Here is a 14531-nt window from a genome sequence, read left to right on the forward strand (position 1 = left end):
GGGGCGAAAGCCCCGCCCGCATCACATGAACAAGACGAACCAAGGAGCCCTGCGCCATGGCAAAGGCAAAGTTTGAACGGACGAAACCGCACGTCAACATTGGCACGATTGGTCACGTTGACCACGGCAAGACGACGCTGACGGCTGCGATCACGAAGTATTTCGGTGAATTCAAGGCCTATGACCAGATCGACGGCGCGCCGGAAGAGCGTGCGCGCGGGATCACCATCTCGACGGCGCATGTGGAATACGAATCGGAAGCGCGCCATTATGCGCACGTGGACTGCCCGGGCCACGCCGACTACGTGAAGAACATGATCACCGGCGCGGCGCAGATGGACGGCGCGATCCTGGTGGTGAACGCCGCCGACGGCCCGATGCCGCAAACGCGCGAGCACATCCTGCTGGGCCGCCAGGTGGGCATTCCCTACATGGTCGTCTACCTCAACAAGGTCGACCAGGTCGACGACGAGGAGCTGCTGGAACTGGTCGAGATGGAAGTGCGCGAGCTGCTGAGCTCCTACGACTATCCGGGCGACGACATTCCGATCATCAAGGGCTCGGCGCTGGCGGCGCTGGAAGGCCGTGATCCGGAGATCGGCGAGAACTCGATCCGCGCGCTGATCGCCGCCGTGGACGAATACATCCCGACCCCCGAGCGGGCCATCGACCAGCCGTTCCTGATGCCGATCGAGGACGTGTTCTCGATCTCGGGCCGCGGCACGGTTGTGACGGGCCGGGTCGAGCGCGGCGCGGTCAACGTCGGCGACGAACTGGAGATCGTGGGCATCCGCGACACCCGCAAGACCACCTGCACGGGCGTCGAGATGTTCCGCAAGCTGCTGGACCGCGGGGAAGCCGGCGACAACATCGGCGCGCTGCTGCGCGGCGTCGACCGCGACGGCGTGGAGCGCGGCCAGGTGCTGTGCAAGCCGGGTTCGGTCAAGCCGCACACGACCTTCGAGGCCGAGGCCTACATCCTGACCAAGGAAGAGGGCGGCCGCCACACGCCGTTCTTCGCCAACTACCGCCCGCAGTTCTACTTCCGGACCACGGACGTGACCGGCACCGTGAAGCTGCCCGAGGGCACCGAGATGGTGATGCCGGGCGACAACCTGAAGTTCGAGGTCGAGCTGATCGCCCCGATCGCCATGGAAGAAAAGCTGCGCTTCGCCATCCGCGAAGGCGGCCGCACCGTCGGCGCCGGCGTGGTCTCGAAGATCCTGAAGTAAGGATCGCCGGGGCAGGGGTGCGTGTGAACACGCGCCCTGCGGCAGCTGCTGCAGATGAAGGGCCGCTCCGGAAGGGGCGGCCTTTTTCATGGGGTGCGGCACTACCGATCGGGCTTGACGGCTGCCTTCCAAAGGCGCTATAGGCCCGCATCGCAGCCGAATCCGCCGCGTGCCGAGATTCGCCTGCCTTGCGCATGGCCGCCATCCAAAGGCGGCCTGCACTTTTTTATACGGTTCGACGCTGGTCCCGCGTGGTGCGAGGTCAGCCTCTCAACTGGAACTCCCCGTCAGAGGGATGACTTATGCAAAGTCAGAATATCCGTATCCGGCTGAAGGCGTTTGACTACCGCGTGCTGGAAGCCAGCACCCAGGAAATCGTCAACACGGCCAAGCGCACCGGTGCGACCGTTCGCGGCCCGATTCCGCTGCCGAACAAGATCGAGAAATTCACCGTCCTGCGCGGCCCGCACATCGACAAGAAGTCGCGCGACCAGTGGGAAATCCGCACCCACAAGCGTCTGCTGGACATCGTCGATCCGACCCCGCAGACCGTTGACGCGCTGATGAAGCTCGACCTCGCCGCCGGCGTGGACGTCGAGATCAAGGTGTAAGGAGGGCGGATGATGCTGCGTACTGGTGTTATCGCCAAGAAACTGGGCATGACCCGGCTGTTCATGGAAGACGGCCGTCAGGTTCCCGTCACCGTTCTGCAACTGGACAACCTGCAGGTTGTTGACCAGCGCACCGCTGCGCGCGACGGCTATACCGCCGTCCAGCTGGGCGCAGGGGTTGCCAAGGCCAAACGCACGACCGCCGCGATGCGCGGTCATTTCGCGAAGGCCTCGGTCGCGCCCAAGCGCAAGATCGCGGAATTCCGCGTCGCCGAAGAAAACCTGATCAACGTCGGTGAGGAAATCACGGCTGACCACTACTTTGCGGGTCAGTTCGTGGACATCGCCGGCACCTCGATCGGTAAGGGCTTCGCGGGCGCCATGAAGCGCCACAACTTCGGCGGTCTGCGCGCCTCGCACGGCGTGTCGATCAGCCACCGTTCGCACGGTTCGACCGGCCAGTGCCAGGACCCCGGCAAGGTGTTCAAGGGCAAGAAGATGGCGGGTCACCTGGGTGCGGTCCGTGTGACCACGCAGAACCTGCAGGTCGTGCGCACCGACGCGGACCGCGGCCTGATCATGGTCAAGGGCTCGGTCCCCGGCTCGAAAGGTGGCTGGGTCACCATCAAGGACGCCGTGAAAAAAGCGACGCCCGAGAACGTGATCTACCCCGCCGCGCTGAAATCGGCTGCCGAAGAAGCGAAGCGCCTGGCTGAAGCCGCCGCTGCCGAAGCTGCCGCCGCCGAGGAAGCCGCCCGCGAGGCTGCTGCTGCCGAGGCCGCCGCTGCCGAGGAAGCCGCGCTGGCCGAGGCTCAGGCTTCCATCCAGGCCGACAAGGCTTCGGATGGCGACGCTGCGCCCGAAGGAGACAAGTGATGAAACTCGATGTGATCAAGCTGGACACCGGCAAGGCCGGTGAAATCGAGCTGGCCGACGAGATCTTCGGGCTGGAGCCGCGCGGCGACATCCTGCAGCGCGTCGTCCGCTGGCAGCGCGCCAAGGCGCAGGCGGGCACCCACTCGGTGCTGGGCAAGTCGGATGTCAGCTATTCGACGAAGAAGATCTATCGCCAGAAGGGCACCGGCGGCGCTCGCCACGGGTCCCGCAAGGCGCCGACCTTCCGTCACGGCGGCACCTACAAGGGCCCGACCCCGCGCTCGCACGCCTTCGACCTGCCGAAGAAGGTGCGCGCACTGGGCCTCAAGCACGCCCTGTCCGCCAAGGCTACTGCGGGTGAACTGGTCATCGTCGAGGATCTGAACCTCGCCGACGCCAAGACCGCCGCCGTCGCCAGGGCCGTCAAGGAAAACGGCTGGAAGCGCGTCCTGGTGATCGACGGGACCGAGGTCAACGAAGGCTTCGCCCGCGCCGCCCGCAACATCGAAGGCGTGGACATCCTGCCCTCGATCGGCGCCAACGTGTATGACATCCTGAAGCGCGACACGCTTGTGATCACGCGGTCGGGTGTCGAAGCTCTGGAGGCTCGTTTGAAATGAGCGCGAAAGCTGAACATTACGACGTGATCGTCAAGCCGATCATCACCGAGAAAGCCACCATGACGTCCGAGAACAACGGCGTGGTGTTTCAGGTGGCGAAGGACGCCAACAAGCCGCAGATCAAGCAAGCGGTCGAGGCCCTGTTCGGCGTCAAGGTGAAGGCCATCAACACGACCATCACCAAGGGCAAGCAGAAGCGGTTCCGGGGCATCCTCGGCCGCCGCAGCGACGTCAAGAAGGCCTATGTCACCCTCGAAGAGGGCAACACTATCGACGTGTCCACCGGACTCTGATAGTAGGCGCGAATCTGCGGCCCCGGTTCATCCGGGGCCGCTGATCTTTTGGAAGTAACGGACCAAACCTGGTCCAAAGCAACGGAAGACAGAAAGATGGCATTGAAGTCGTATAAACCGACGACGCCTGGCCAGCGCGGGCTGGTTCTGATCGACCGTTCGGAGCTTTGGAAAGGTCGCCCGGTCAAGGCCCTTACCGAAGGCCTGACCAAGAACGGCGGTCGGAACAACACCGGACGGATCACCATGCGCCGCAAGGGCGGCGGGGCGAAGCGCCTGTATCGCATCGTCGATTTCAAGCGCAACAAGTTCGATATGGCCGCCACGGTCGAGCGGATCGAATACGATCCCAACCGCACCGCCTTTATCGCGCTGGTCTCCTATGAAGACGGCGAGCGCGCCTATATCATCGCGCCGCAGCGCCTGGCCGTGGGCGACAAGGTCATCGCCGGCGCCAAGGTCGACGTGAAGCCCGGCAACGCCATGCCCTTCAGCGGCATGCCGATCGGCACGATCGTCCACAACGTCGAGCTGAAGCCCGGCAAGGGCGGCCAGATCGCCCGTTCGGCTGGCACCTATGCCCAGTTCGTCGGCCGTGACGGCGGCTATGCCCAGATCCGCCTGTCCTCGGGCGAGCTGCGCCTGGTGCGTCAGGAATGCATGGCGACCATCGGCGCCGTGTCGAACGCCGACCACTCGAACCAGAACCTGGGCAAGGCTGGTCGCAACCGCCACAAGGGCATCCGTCCCAGCGTTCGCGGTGTTGCCATGAACCCGATCGACCACCCGCATGGTGGTGGTGAGGGCCGGACCTCGGGCGGCCGTACGCCGGTCACGCCCTGGGGCAAGGACACCAAGGGCAAGAAGACCCGCTCGAACAAGGCGACCGACAAGTACATCTTGCGTTCGCGTCACGCGAAGAAGAAGGGGCGCTGACCTATGGCACGTTCTATCTGGAAAGGCCCCTTTGTTGACGCCTATGTGCTCAAGAAGGCGGAAAAGGCCCGTGACTCGGGAAAATCCGACGTCATCAAGATTTGGTCGCGTCGTTCGACCATCCTGCCGCAATTCGTCGGCCTGACCTTCGGCGTCTACAACGGGCAGAAGCACATCCCCGTTGCGGTGACCGAGGAAATGATCGGCCAGAAATTCGGTGAATATTCGCCCACGCGGACCTATTACGGCCACGCGGCGGACAAGAAAGCCAAGAGGAAGTAATCGTCATGGGTAAGGAACAGAATCCGCGCCGCGTGGCGGAGAACGAGGCGTTCGCGAAAACGAAGATGCTTCGCACCTCGCCGCAGAAACTGAACCTCGTCGCGCAGCTGATCCGCGGCAAGAAGGTGGACAAGGCCCTGGCCGACCTGACCTTCTCGCACAAGCGCATCGCGGGCGACGTGAAGAAGTGCCTGCAGTCGGCGATTGCGAACGCTGAAAACAACCACGGTCTGGACGTCGACAACCTGGTCGTCGCCGAAGCCTGGGTCGGCAAGAACCTGGTGATGAAGCGCGGCCGCCCGCGGGCGCGTGGCCGTTATGGCAAGATCATGAAGCCGTTTTCGGAAATCACCATCAAGGTGCGCCAAGTCGAGGAGCAAGCGTAATGGGTCAGAAGGTCAATCCGATCGGCATGCGCCTGCAGGTCAACCGCACCTGGGACAGCCGCTGGTATGCCGACGACAAGGACTATGGCAATCTGCTGCTTGAAGACCTGAAGATCCGGGACTTCATCAAGAAGGAAGCCAAGCAGGCCGGCGTCAGCCGCGTCATCATCGAGCGTCCGCACAAGAAGTGCCGCGTCACGATCCATGCTGCGCGTCCGGGCGTGATCATCGGCAAGAAAGGCGCCGATATCGAGGTCCTGCGCAACAAGCTGGCGAACCTGACCAAGTCGGAAGTTCACCTGAACATCGTCGAAGTCCGCAAGCCGGAAGTCGATGCGGCCCTGGTCGCCGAGTCGATCGCCCAGCAGCTGGAGCGCCGGGTTTCGTTCCGCCGCGCCATGAAGCGTGCGGTGCAGAACTCGATGCGCATGGGTGCCCTGGGCATCCGCGTGAACGTGTCGGGCCGCCTTGGCGGCGCCGAGATCGCGCGGACGGAATGGTACCGCGAAGGCCGTGTGCCGCTGCACACCCTGCGCGCCGACATCGACTATTCGCTGGCCGAAGCTTCGACCCCCTACGGGATCATCGGAGTGAAGGTGTGGATCTTCAAGGGCGAGATCATGGAGCATGACCCCCAGGCCCGCGACCGCAAGGCCGCCGAGGCCCAGGAAGGTCCGGCTCCCCGTGGTCCGCGCCGTGACCGCGACGCGCGCTAAGGAGCAATAAGATGCTGCAACCGAAACGGACCAAGTTCCGCAAACAGCACAAGGGCCGGATCCACGGCGAAGCCAAGGGCGGCTTCGCCCTGAACTTCGGGTCCTACGCGCTGAAGGCCACCGAGCCCGAGCGTGTTACCGCCCGTCAGATCGAAGCGGCCCGCCGCGCGATCACCCGTCACATGAAGCGTCAGGGCCGGGTCTGGATCCGGGTGTTCCCGGACGTTCCGGTTTCGTCGAAGCCGACGGAAGTCCGGATGGGTAAGGGCAAGGGTTCGGTCGATTTCTGGGCCGCCCGCGTCCATCCCGGCCGCATCATGTTCGAGATCGACGGCGTGTCCGACGAGATCGCGCGTGAAGCCCTGCGTCTTGGCGCGAACAAGCTGCCGGTGCTGACCCGCATCGTGGCGCGCGAAGACTGGTAAGTCCGGTGCGTGCAGGCACGCACCTTATGTGACACGACCCCGCCGGAAGACCGGCGGGGTTTTCCTTTTCCTGGCGGGAAAAGGGTTGCACGAAACCGGCATTGCCTGTATGGGCAGGCCTTCATCATGAAACTCCACCGGGAATCAGGGTGGCCCTGCGTGCAGGGGCTCTCCGGTGATGTTGAAAGGAACAGGCGCATGAAAGCGCAGGATCTGACGTCGAAGACGCCCGACCAGCTGAAAGACCAGCTTGTCGCGCTGAAGAAGGAGGCCTTCAACCTCCGTTTCCAGCAGGCCACCGGCCAGCTTGAAAGCACCGCCCGCATGCGCGCCGTTCGCCGCGACGTGGCCCGTGTGAAGACCATTCTGAACCAGAAAGCGGCGGAAGCCGCGGCCTCGAACTAAGGAGCCTGGCCCATGCCCAAACGCATCCTGCAAGGCCGCGTCACCAGCGACAAGAACGAACAGACCATCACCGTCCTGGTCGAGCGTCGCTTCAAGCACCCGCTGCTGCACAAGACCGTTCGTTCGTCCAAGAAATACCGGGCGCATGACGAGAACAACCAGTTCAAGGTGGGCGATGTCGTTCGCATCGTCGAATGTGCGCCCATCTCGAAGACGAAACGCTGGACTGTCCTGACGGACGAAGCGGTTTCCGCGTAAGTCCATCATCACAGATCAGAAATGATCGAAACCCTGGGGCCGCAAGTCGCGGTCCCCAAAGGTCGGGAGAAACCAAATGATCCAGATGCAGACCAATCTGGATGTTGCTGACAACTCCGGCGCTCGCCGGGTTCAGTGCATCAAGGTCCTGGGTGGTTCGCACCGTCGCTATGCGTCGGTGGGCGACATCATTGTCGTTTCCGTCAAGGAAGCCATCCCGCGGGGCCGGGTCAAGAAAGGCGACGTCCGCAAGGCCGTGGTCGTTCGGACCGCCAAGGAAGTGAAGCGCGAAGACGGAACCTCGATCCGCTTCGACCGCAACGCCGCCGTCATCCTGAACAACCAGGGCGAACCGGTCGGCACCCGTATTTTCGGGCCGGTCGTCCGCGAGCTGCGCGCGAAGAACTTCATGAAGATCATCTCGCTCGCTCCGGAGGTGCTGTAATGGCTGCCAAGCTGAAAAAAGGCGACAAGGTCGTCGTCCTTGCCGGCAAGGACAAGGGCAAGCAGGGCGAAATCACCGCCGTGTTCCCTAAGGACAACAAGGCAGTCGTTGACGGCGTCAACATCGCGATCCGTCACCAGCGCCAGACCCAGACGACCCAGGGCGGCCGCACGCCGAAGGCGATGCCGATCGACCTGTCGAACCTCGCGCTGCTGGACAAGAACGGCAAGGCGACCCGCGTCGGTTTCCGCATGGAAGGCGACCAGAAGGTCCGTTTCGCCAAGACCACGGGAGACGTGATCTGATGCTGGACGCAACCAAGTACACGCCGCGCCTCAAGGCGGTCTATCGCGAGCAGGTCCGCGCCGCTCTCAAGGAAGAGTTCGGCTACAAGAACGACATGCAGATCCCGCGTCTGGACAAGATCGTCCTGAACATGGGCATCGGCGAAGCCGTGAAAGACACCAAGAAGGTGAAGCAGGGCGCCGAGGAGCTGTCGCTGATTGCCGGCCAGAAGGCCGTCATCACGAAAGCCAAGAACTCGATCGCGGGCTTCCGCGTCCGGGAAGAAATGCCGCTGGGCGCCAAGGTGACCCTGCGCGGCGACCGGATGTACGAATTCCTGGACCGCCTGATCAACATCGCGCTGCCGCGCGTCCGCGACTTCCGCGGCGTTAAGGGCACCTCTTTCGACGGCCGCGGCAACTATGCCATGGGCCTGAAAGAGCACATCGTGTTCCCGGAAATCAACTTCGACAAGGTCGACGAAGTTCTGGGGATGGACATCATCATCTGCACCACCGCGCCGACCGACGCGGAAGCGAAAGCGCTGTTGAAGCATTTCAACATGCCCTTCAACAGCTGATCGCGGAGGTAAGTGATATGGCAAAGAAATCCATGGTCGAGCGCGAGAAGAAGCGCGAGCGTCTGATCGCGAAATTCGCGACCAAGCGTGCCTCCCTCAAGGAGGTCATCAACGACCAGTCCCGTCCGATGGAAGAGCGGTTCAAGGCTTCGCTGAAGCTGGCCGAACTGCCGCGCAATTCGTCGGAAACGCGCCTGCGCAACCGGTGCCAACTGACCGGCCGCCCGCGCGCGTATTACCGCAAACTGAAACTGTCGCGGATCATGCTGCGCGAGCTTGGCTCGAACGGTCAGATCCCCGGCCTCGTCAAGTCCAGCTGGTAAGGGGGCAACATGTCGATGAACGATCCTCTCGGCGATATGCTGACCCGCATCCGCAATGCGCAGATGCGTGGCAAATCGACCGTGCGCACCCCGGCCTCCAAGCTGCGCGCTTGGGTTCTGGACGTGCTGAAAGCCGAAGGTTACATCCGCGGCTATGAAGAAGTGACCACCGAAGCCGGCCATGCCGAGCTGGAGATCGGTCTGAAGTACCACGACGGCGCTCCGGTCATCCGCGAGCTGTCGCGTGTCTCGAAGCCTGGCCGCCGCGTTTACGCGGGCGCCAAGGAAATCCCGCAGGTCCGCCAGGGTCTGGGCGTCTCCATCGTCTCGACGCCCAAGGGCGTCATGTCGGATGCAGCGGCTCGCAATGCCAATGTCGGCGGCGAAGTCCTCTGCACCGTGTTCTAAGGAGGGCAGCAGATGTCTCGGATTGGTAAGAAGCCGGTCGCTCTGCCCAAGGGCGTGTCGGCCGAGATCAAGGGTCAGACCATTGAAGTGAAGGGTCCGAAAGGCACCCGCAGCTTCACGGCGACTGACGATGTGGATCTGGTGCTGGACGAGGGTTCCGTTGCGGTGAAACCGCGCGGCACCTCGAAGCGCGCGCGCCAGCAGTGGGGCATGACTCGCTCGATGATCGAGAACCTGACCGTCGGTGTGTCGGAAGGCTTCAAGAAAGAGCTGGAAATCCAGGGCGTGGGTTACCGCGCCACCATGCAGGGCAAGACCCTGAAGCTGGCTCTGGGCTATTCGCACGACGTGAACTTCGAAACGCCGGAAGGCGTGACGATCACGGCGCCGAAGCAGACCGAAATCGTCGTGGAAGGCATCGACCAGCAGCTGGTTGGTCAGGTGGCCGCGAACATCCGCGAGTGGCGCCGTCCCGAACCCTACAAGGGCAAGGGCATCCGCTACAAGGGCGAGTTCGTCTTCCGCAAGGAAGGCAAGAAGAAGTAAGGGGCGCATGAAATGGCACTGAAAAAGCAAGAGCTGTTCCAGAAGCGCCGCCTGCGCGTTCGGAACAAACTGCGGGCGATGTCGAACGGCCGTCCGCGTCTGTCGGTTCACCGTTCTTCGAAGAACATCTCGGTTCAGGTCATCGACGACCTGAACGGCGTGACGCTGGCTTCGGCCAGCACGCTGGAGAAGGACTTTGGCCTGGTCGGCAAGAACAACGTCGAGGCTGCCGCCAAGATTGGCGCTGCGATTGCCGAGCGTGCGAAGGCTGCCGGTGTTGAAGAGGTTGTCTTCGACCGCGGCGGCTTCATCTTCCACGGCAAGGTGAAGGCTCTGGCCGACGCCGCCCGTGAAGGTGGCCTGAAGTTCTGATGATGCGGGTGGCGTTTGCGCCACCCCGATGATCCGGGGGGCGGCCTTTCGGGGCTGCCCCACCTGGATTGAAACAATCGGCGCAAGCGAAGCGCCACCTTACAAGGAATGCCTCATGGCAGAACGTGATAACCGTCGGGGCCGCCGCGAAGAGCGCGAGGAAAACCCGGAATTCCAGGATCGCCTGGTTGCAATCAACCGCGTGTCGAAGACCGTCAAGGGTGGCAAGCGCTTCGGCTTTGCTGCTCTGGTCGTTGTCGGCGACCAGCGTGGCCGCGTCGGCTTCGGCAAGGGCAAGGCCAAGGAAGTGCCGGAAGCGATCCGCAAGGCGACCGAGCAGGCGAAGCGTTCGCTGGTTCGCGTCCCGCTGCGTGACGGCCGCACCCTGCACCACGACATCGAGGGCCGTCATGGCGCCGGCAAGGTGATCATGCGGACCGCCGTTCCGGGGACCGGGATCATCGCCGGTGGTCCGATGCGCGCCGTGTTCGAGATGCTGGGCGTTCAGGACGTCGTGGCGAAGTCGCAGGGTTCGCAGAACCCCTACAACATGATCCGCGCCACGCTGGACGGCCTGAAAAAGGAAGCCAGCCCCCGTTCGGTCGCGCAGCGTCGCGGCAAGAAGGTGGCCGACATCCTGCCGCAGGACAACAAGCCGGCTGCTGAAGCCGTCGAAGCGTAAGGAGACAGGCGAATGGCAACTATCGTCGTCAAGCAGATCGGCAGCCCGATCCGCCGCCCCGCCATCCAGCGCGAAACGCTGAAGGGCCTGGGCCTGAACAAGATGAACCGCACCCGCGAACTGCAGGACACCCCTGCGATCCGCGGCATGGTCGCCAAGATCCCGCATCTGGTGAAGATCATCGAAGAAAAGGCGTGATCCGCGAGGATTGCCCAGGAAGAACGCCCCGGAGAAATCCGGGGCGTTTTGTTTTGTCCCGGCCTGTCCTTGCTGCCGTTAACCTTGTGCTAACCATTTCTCCCTTACGGTCGGCGGCGACTTCAACCGGACGGGACGATCCCTGTGACGCGCGTTATCGCCGGCTGCATTGTCTGGCTTCTTCTTGCGGCGATGGGCCATGCCGGTCCCTGGCCGCGGGACGCCGGGCATTCCTTCGTCTCCTTGTCGGGCGAGCGCGATAAGGACGGCAATTCCTATACGGGGCTTTATGCCGAATACGGGTTGAGCCGCCGCAGGACGCTGGGGCTGGAGGTCAGCTATACCAACGTCGGCGAGACCGCCGCGCTCGTCTGGTATCAGAAGCCGCTGGACAGCGGTGAGGGCGCGAACAAGCTGTCCTATTCCTTGGGCTTTGGTGCAATCCGGCGCGACGGAGAAGTGCTGCCGCTGGGGCAGGCGGCCCTGATGTGGGGGCGCAGCTTTTCGGGCCTTTGGGATGGCGGCTGGCTCAGCGCCGAGGCTCGGATCAAGGTCGCGGGCAAGACCGAGGAAGTGACTGTCCGGGACGGCCTCACCGAAGTCGAATATGCCTACCTGACGCCCGAGACGATAGCCAAGCTGGACCTGACCGTCGGCCTGCGCCCGACGCCTTCCTGGGCCCTGGTGAACCAGCTTCGGCTAGAGGCGCGCAAGGACAGCGATTTCTCGGCCAAGCTCGCCAGTTCGGTCGTCTATGAGCTGTCGGACCCCATCCGTTTGGAGATCGGGTTTGTCGCGCCCTTCGCAGGCCCGGGCGAGCCTGCTCTCAGGATCGGCACCTGGCTGGAGTTCTGAGCGCTACTCGCGGCAGGCATAGACCGCGCCTCCGACCGCCACGACCGACACCGCGGCACCCGCCACGATCGCCGGAGAGGAGGCCAGGGCCGCCGCCGCGCCGCCCATCGAGGACAGGGCGCCGGTGATATAGCTCTGCGATCCGCTGAGGATCACGGCGCCCGATCCGTCGGGCAGGGCCCGGGCGCCCTTGGCCGCGCCGCGCGCCGCGGCCCCGCTGATCGCCACCGCAGCGTTCTTGGTCTGGTTGACCCGCTGGCACACGGTCGTGGCGGGCGCCTCGCAGCGGCCATAGGCATCGCGGCTTCCCAGGTCGTAGCCGATGATCGAATCGCTGGCCTTGTCGTGGCGCAGGCAGAAAGGGCCGCGCTGGTCGTCCGTCAGGTCCGGCGTCAGGCTGCGCAACACGACATAGCTGGGGCACGTGTCGCGGCCCCAGGAGGTGAACAGGATCTCGCGCCGGCTGAAATGGTCGCGCAACCCCGGCTCGTCCTTGTCATAGGCCAGCGGCACGTCCTGGCCGTTGATCCGGGCGGTGCAGAAGGTCGGCTCGGCCTGCGCGGCAAAAGCTGTGGAGAAAAGGACGGCAAAAGCAAGGGTAATGCGATTCATGGGCCAGGATCCGAAAGCTGATGCGGCCTGTGATAGGGCGGCGGCCGGCAACGGCAACTCACATCCGCTTGTCCGGGGCGCAAAGCAGGACTTGCCCCGCGCGGCCCTTCCGTTTATACGCCCGCGGGTGCCGCAGGGCACCGACTCACGAAACAAGACATGCCGTGTCCGCCCCACTTTCGCTTCGGGGGCGCGTCCGGCTTAGGAGAAGCGACATGAAACTGCATGAAATCCGCGACAACGAAGGCGCGAACCGCAAGAAGAAGCGCGTGGCGCGTGGTCCCGGCTCGGGCAAGGGCAAGACCGCCGGCCGTGGTATCAAGGGTCAGTCCTCGCGTTCCGGCGTTGCGCTGAACGGATACGAAGGCGGCCAGATGCCGCTGTATCGCCGCCTGCCGAAGCGCGGCTTCAGCGTGCCGAACCCCAAGTCCTTCGCGGTGATCAACCTGGGCCAGCTCCAGACCTTCATCGACGCGGGCAAGATCGACGCCTCGGCCGAGCTGACCGAGGATTCGCTGGTCGCATCGGGCCTGGTGCGCCGCAAGCTGGACGGCGTCCGCCTGCTGGGCAAGGGCCAACTGACCTCGGCCGTGACCATCTCGGTCACCGGCGCGTCGAAATCGGCGGTCGAGGCGGTCGAGAAGGCCGGCGGCAAGGTGACGCTGCCTGCTGTGGCCGCGGCGGCGGAATAAGCTGTTGATCGGGGCGCCCGCGCCCCATAGATAGCGAGCAGGTTTTCCTGGCGCCGCCGGTCCCGGAAACGGGTCGGCGGCGCTGTCATGACACGGGACGGAAACACATGGCGTCAGCCGCAGAACAGATGGCCGCGAACCTCTCATGGAGCGCGTTCGGCAAGGCCACGGAACTTCGCCAGCGCATCTGGTTCACGATCGGGCTGCTGATCATTTACCGGCTTGGCACCTATATCCCGGTGCCGGGAATCGACGGCGCCGCGCTGCGCAACTTCATGGACCAGGCGCAATCGGGCATCGGCGGCATCCTGTCGATGTTCACCGGCGGCGCGCTTGGCCGGATGGGCGTCTTCGCGCTTGGGATCATGCCCTATATCTCGGCTTCGATCATCGTGCAGCTTCTGACCTCGATGGTGCCTTCGCTGGAACAGCTGAAGAAGGAAGGCGAGCAGGGGCGCAAGAGGATCAACCAGTACACGCGCTATGGCACCGTCGCGCTGGCGCTGTTCCAGGCTTACGGCCTGGCGAAGTCGCTGGAGGCCGGCGGTCTGGCACATGATCCGGGCGTCTTCTTCCAGGCATCCGTCGTGATCACCCTGGTGGGCGGCACCATGTTCCTGATGTGGCTGGGCGAGCAGATCACCGCGCGCGGCATCGGCAACGGCATCTCGTTGATCATCTTCGTGGGCATCGTCGCGGAAATCCCGGCGGCGCTGGCGAACTTCTTCGCGCAGGGCCGGTCGGGTGCGATCTCGACCCCGGTGATCCTGGGCGTGATCGTGATGGTCGTGGCCGTGATCGCCTTCGTGGTCTTCATGGAACGCGCATTGCGCAAGATCCGCATCCAGTATCCCCGGCGCCAGGTCGGCATGAAGATCTATGACGGCCAGTCCTCGCACCTGCCGATCAAGGTCAACCCGGCGGGCGTCATCCCGGCGATCTTCGCCAGTTCGCTGCTGCTGCTGCCGATCACGATCTCGACCTTCTCGGGCAACCAGACGGGTCCGATCATGTCCACGATCCTGGCCTATTTCGGTCCCGGCCAGCCGCTCTACCTGATCTTCTTCGCGGCGATGATCGTGTTCTTCGCCTACTTCTATACCCAGAACGTCAGCTTCAAATCCGACGAAGTGGCCGAGAACCTGAAGAACCAGGGCGGCTTCATCCCTGGCATCCGTCCCGGCAAGCGGACCGAGGAATACCTGGACTACGTCGTCAACCGGGTGCTGGTGATCGGTGCGGCCTATCTGGCGGCGGTCTGCCTGCTGCCCGAGATCATCCGCCATCAGTGGTCGGTGCCGTTCTATTTCGGCGGCACTTCGGTCCTGATCGTGGTTTCGGTCACCATGGACACCATCAACCAGGTGCAAAGCCATCTTCTGGCCCATCAATACGAAGGCCTGATTGAGAAATCCCAATTGCGTGGTAAACGCAAAGAGGGAAGCGCTAAGCCGCGTCGCGCGCCGTCGCGCCGCTAACGGGCTGACGAGGGG

At 63.7% G+C, this 14531-nt stretch carries 25 protein-coding genes; 24 read left to right on the forward strand and 1 reads right to left on the reverse strand.

Going from position 1 to position 14531, the window contains the following annotated elements; all coding sequences use genetic code 11:
• Positions 1-56 precede the first annotated feature (56 nt).
• The 22 genes from tuf (at position 57) to OU682_RS07540 (ending at position 11734) form a co-directional block, all read left to right on the forward strand.
• Positions 57-1232: an elongation factor Tu gene (gene tuf / locus OU682_RS07435; protein WP_268941421.1), complete on the forward strand. Its 1176-nt coding sequence runs from the start codon at positions 57-59 to the stop codon at positions 1230-1232.
• A gap of 302 nt (positions 1233-1534) precedes the next feature.
• Positions 1535-1843 carry a 30S ribosomal protein S10 gene (rpsJ, locus tag OU682_RS07440; protein ID WP_089386317.1) on the forward strand — a complete coding sequence of 103 codons (309 nt, stop codon included), beginning with the start codon at positions 1535-1537 and terminating at the stop codon, positions 1841-1843.
• Positions 1844-1855: 12 nt separating this feature from the next.
• Positions 1856-2719 carry a 50S ribosomal protein L3 gene (rplC, locus tag OU682_RS07445; protein ID WP_268941545.1) on the forward strand — a complete coding sequence of 288 codons (864 nt, stop codon included), beginning with the start codon at positions 1856-1858 and terminating at the stop codon, positions 2717-2719.
• Positions 2719-3339, forward strand: coding sequence for a 50S ribosomal protein L4 (rplD, locus tag OU682_RS07450; protein ID WP_268941445.1), 621 nt, complete (start codon positions 2719-2721; stop codon positions 3337-3339). The genes rplC and rplD overlap by 1 nt, the downstream gene beginning before the upstream one ends.
• Positions 3336-3632, forward strand: coding sequence for a 50S ribosomal protein L23 (locus OU682_RS07455; protein ID WP_268941446.1), 297 nt, complete (start codon positions 3336-3338; stop codon positions 3630-3632). The genes rplD and OU682_RS07455 overlap by 4 nt, the downstream gene beginning before the upstream one ends.
• Before the next feature lie 96 nt (positions 3633-3728).
• A complete protein-coding gene (rplB, locus tag OU682_RS07460) occupies positions 3729-4568 on the forward strand; it encodes a 50S ribosomal protein L2 (RefSeq protein WP_268941447.1) in 840 nt (279 codons plus the stop codon).
• 3 nt (positions 4569-4571) lie between these two features.
• Complete coding sequence (gene rpsS, locus OU682_RS07465; protein ID WP_126155998.1) at positions 4572-4850, forward strand: 30S ribosomal protein S19; 279 nt, start codon at positions 4572-4574, stop codon at positions 4848-4850.
• 5 nt (positions 4851-4855) lie between these two features.
• On the forward strand, positions 4856-5236 hold the full coding sequence (gene rplV / locus OU682_RS07470; protein ID WP_207101257.1) for a 50S ribosomal protein L22: 381 nt from the start codon (positions 4856-4858) through the stop codon (positions 5234-5236).
• Positions 5236-5952, forward strand: coding sequence for a 30S ribosomal protein S3 (gene rpsC / locus OU682_RS07475; protein ID WP_268941448.1), 717 nt, complete (start codon positions 5236-5238; stop codon positions 5950-5952). Before rplV ends, rpsC begins: the two co-directional genes overlap by 1 nt.
• Positions 5953-5963: 11 nt before the next feature.
• Positions 5964-6377, forward strand: a complete 414-nt coding sequence (gene rplP, locus OU682_RS07480; protein ID WP_268941449.1) for a 50S ribosomal protein L16 — start codon at positions 5964-5966, stop codon at positions 6375-6377.
• 198 nt (positions 6378-6575) lie between these two features.
• Positions 6576-6782: a 50S ribosomal protein L29 gene (rpmC, locus tag OU682_RS07485; RefSeq protein WP_167623482.1), complete on the forward strand. Its 207-nt coding sequence runs from the start codon at positions 6576-6578 to the stop codon at positions 6780-6782.
• A gap of 12 nt (positions 6783-6794) precedes the next feature.
• Positions 6795-7040, forward strand: coding sequence for a 30S ribosomal protein S17 (rpsQ, locus tag OU682_RS07490; protein ID WP_268941450.1), 246 nt, complete (start codon positions 6795-6797; stop codon positions 7038-7040).
• A gap of 76 nt (positions 7041-7116) precedes the next feature.
• Positions 7117-7485: a 50S ribosomal protein L14 gene (rplN, locus tag OU682_RS07495; RefSeq protein ID WP_010400243.1), complete on the forward strand. Its 369-nt coding sequence runs from the start codon at positions 7117-7119 to the stop codon at positions 7483-7485.
• Entirely contained in the window at positions 7485-7790 is a 306-nt protein-coding gene (rplX, locus tag OU682_RS07500; RefSeq protein WP_268941451.1) for a 50S ribosomal protein L24, read from the forward strand. The genes rplN and rplX overlap by 1 nt, the downstream gene beginning before the upstream one ends.
• Positions 7790-8350, forward strand: coding sequence for a 50S ribosomal protein L5 (rplE, locus tag OU682_RS07505; RefSeq protein ID WP_268941452.1), 561 nt, complete (start codon positions 7790-7792; stop codon positions 8348-8350). Before rplX ends, rplE begins: the two co-directional genes overlap by 1 nt.
• 17 nt (positions 8351-8367) lie before the next feature.
• Positions 8368-8673, forward strand: a complete 306-nt coding sequence (rpsN, locus tag OU682_RS07510; RefSeq protein ID WP_268941453.1) for a 30S ribosomal protein S14 — start codon at positions 8368-8370, stop codon at positions 8671-8673.
• Between the two features lie 9 nt (positions 8674-8682).
• A complete protein-coding gene (rpsH, locus tag OU682_RS07515; RefSeq protein WP_268941454.1) occupies positions 8683-9081 on the forward strand; it encodes a 30S ribosomal protein S8 in 399 nt (132 codons plus the stop codon).
• 12 nt (positions 9082-9093) lie between these two features.
• A complete protein-coding gene (gene rplF / locus OU682_RS07520; RefSeq protein WP_268941455.1) occupies positions 9094-9627 on the forward strand; it encodes a 50S ribosomal protein L6 in 534 nt (177 codons plus the stop codon).
• Between the two features lie 12 nt (positions 9628-9639).
• Complete coding sequence (gene rplR / locus OU682_RS07525) at positions 9640-9999, forward strand: 50S ribosomal protein L18 (protein ID WP_154763369.1); 360 nt, start codon at positions 9640-9642, stop codon at positions 9997-9999.
• 115 nt (positions 10000-10114) lie between these two features.
• A complete protein-coding gene (gene rpsE, locus OU682_RS07530; protein WP_268941456.1) occupies positions 10115-10681 on the forward strand; it encodes a 30S ribosomal protein S5 in 567 nt (188 codons plus the stop codon).
• Between the two features lie 12 nt (positions 10682-10693).
• The gene (gene rpmD / locus OU682_RS07535; protein ID WP_268941457.1) at positions 10694-10879 is read left to right on the forward strand and encodes a 50S ribosomal protein L30; all 186 of its coding nucleotides are present in this window, start codon (positions 10694-10696) and stop codon (positions 10877-10879) included.
• 144 nt (positions 10880-11023) lie between these two features.
• The gene (locus tag OU682_RS07540; RefSeq protein WP_268941458.1) at positions 11024-11734 is read left to right on the forward strand and encodes a hypothetical protein; all 711 of its coding nucleotides are present in this window, start codon (positions 11024-11026) and stop codon (positions 11732-11734) included.
• A gap of 3 nt (positions 11735-11737) precedes the next feature.
• On the opposite strand, the gene OU682_RS07545 is transcribed toward OU682_RS07540, so the two are convergent.
• A complete protein-coding gene (locus OU682_RS07545) occupies positions 11738-12346 on the reverse strand; it encodes a hypothetical protein (RefSeq protein WP_268941459.1) in 609 nt (202 codons plus the stop codon).
• A gap of 215 nt (positions 12347-12561) precedes the next feature.
• Here OU682_RS07545 and rplO point away from each other — a divergent pair, with 215 nt between their 5' ends.
• Both rplO and secY read left to right on the forward strand, forming a co-directional pair.
• On the forward strand, positions 12562-13038 hold the full coding sequence (rplO, locus tag OU682_RS07550; protein WP_268941460.1) for a 50S ribosomal protein L15: 477 nt from the start codon (positions 12562-12564) through the stop codon (positions 13036-13038).
• Positions 13039-13145: 107 nt separating this feature from the next.
• Positions 13146-14516 carry a preprotein translocase subunit SecY gene (gene secY / locus OU682_RS07555; protein ID WP_268941461.1) on the forward strand — a complete coding sequence of 457 codons (1371 nt, stop codon included), beginning with the start codon at positions 13146-13148 and terminating at the stop codon, positions 14514-14516.
• Positions 14517-14531 lie beyond the last annotated feature (15 nt).

Source organism: Paracoccus benzoatiresistens (genome assembly GCF_026913015.1).
Lineage (GTDB): Bacteria > Pseudomonadota > Alphaproteobacteria > Rhodobacterales > Rhodobacteraceae > Paracoccus > Paracoccus benzoatiresistens.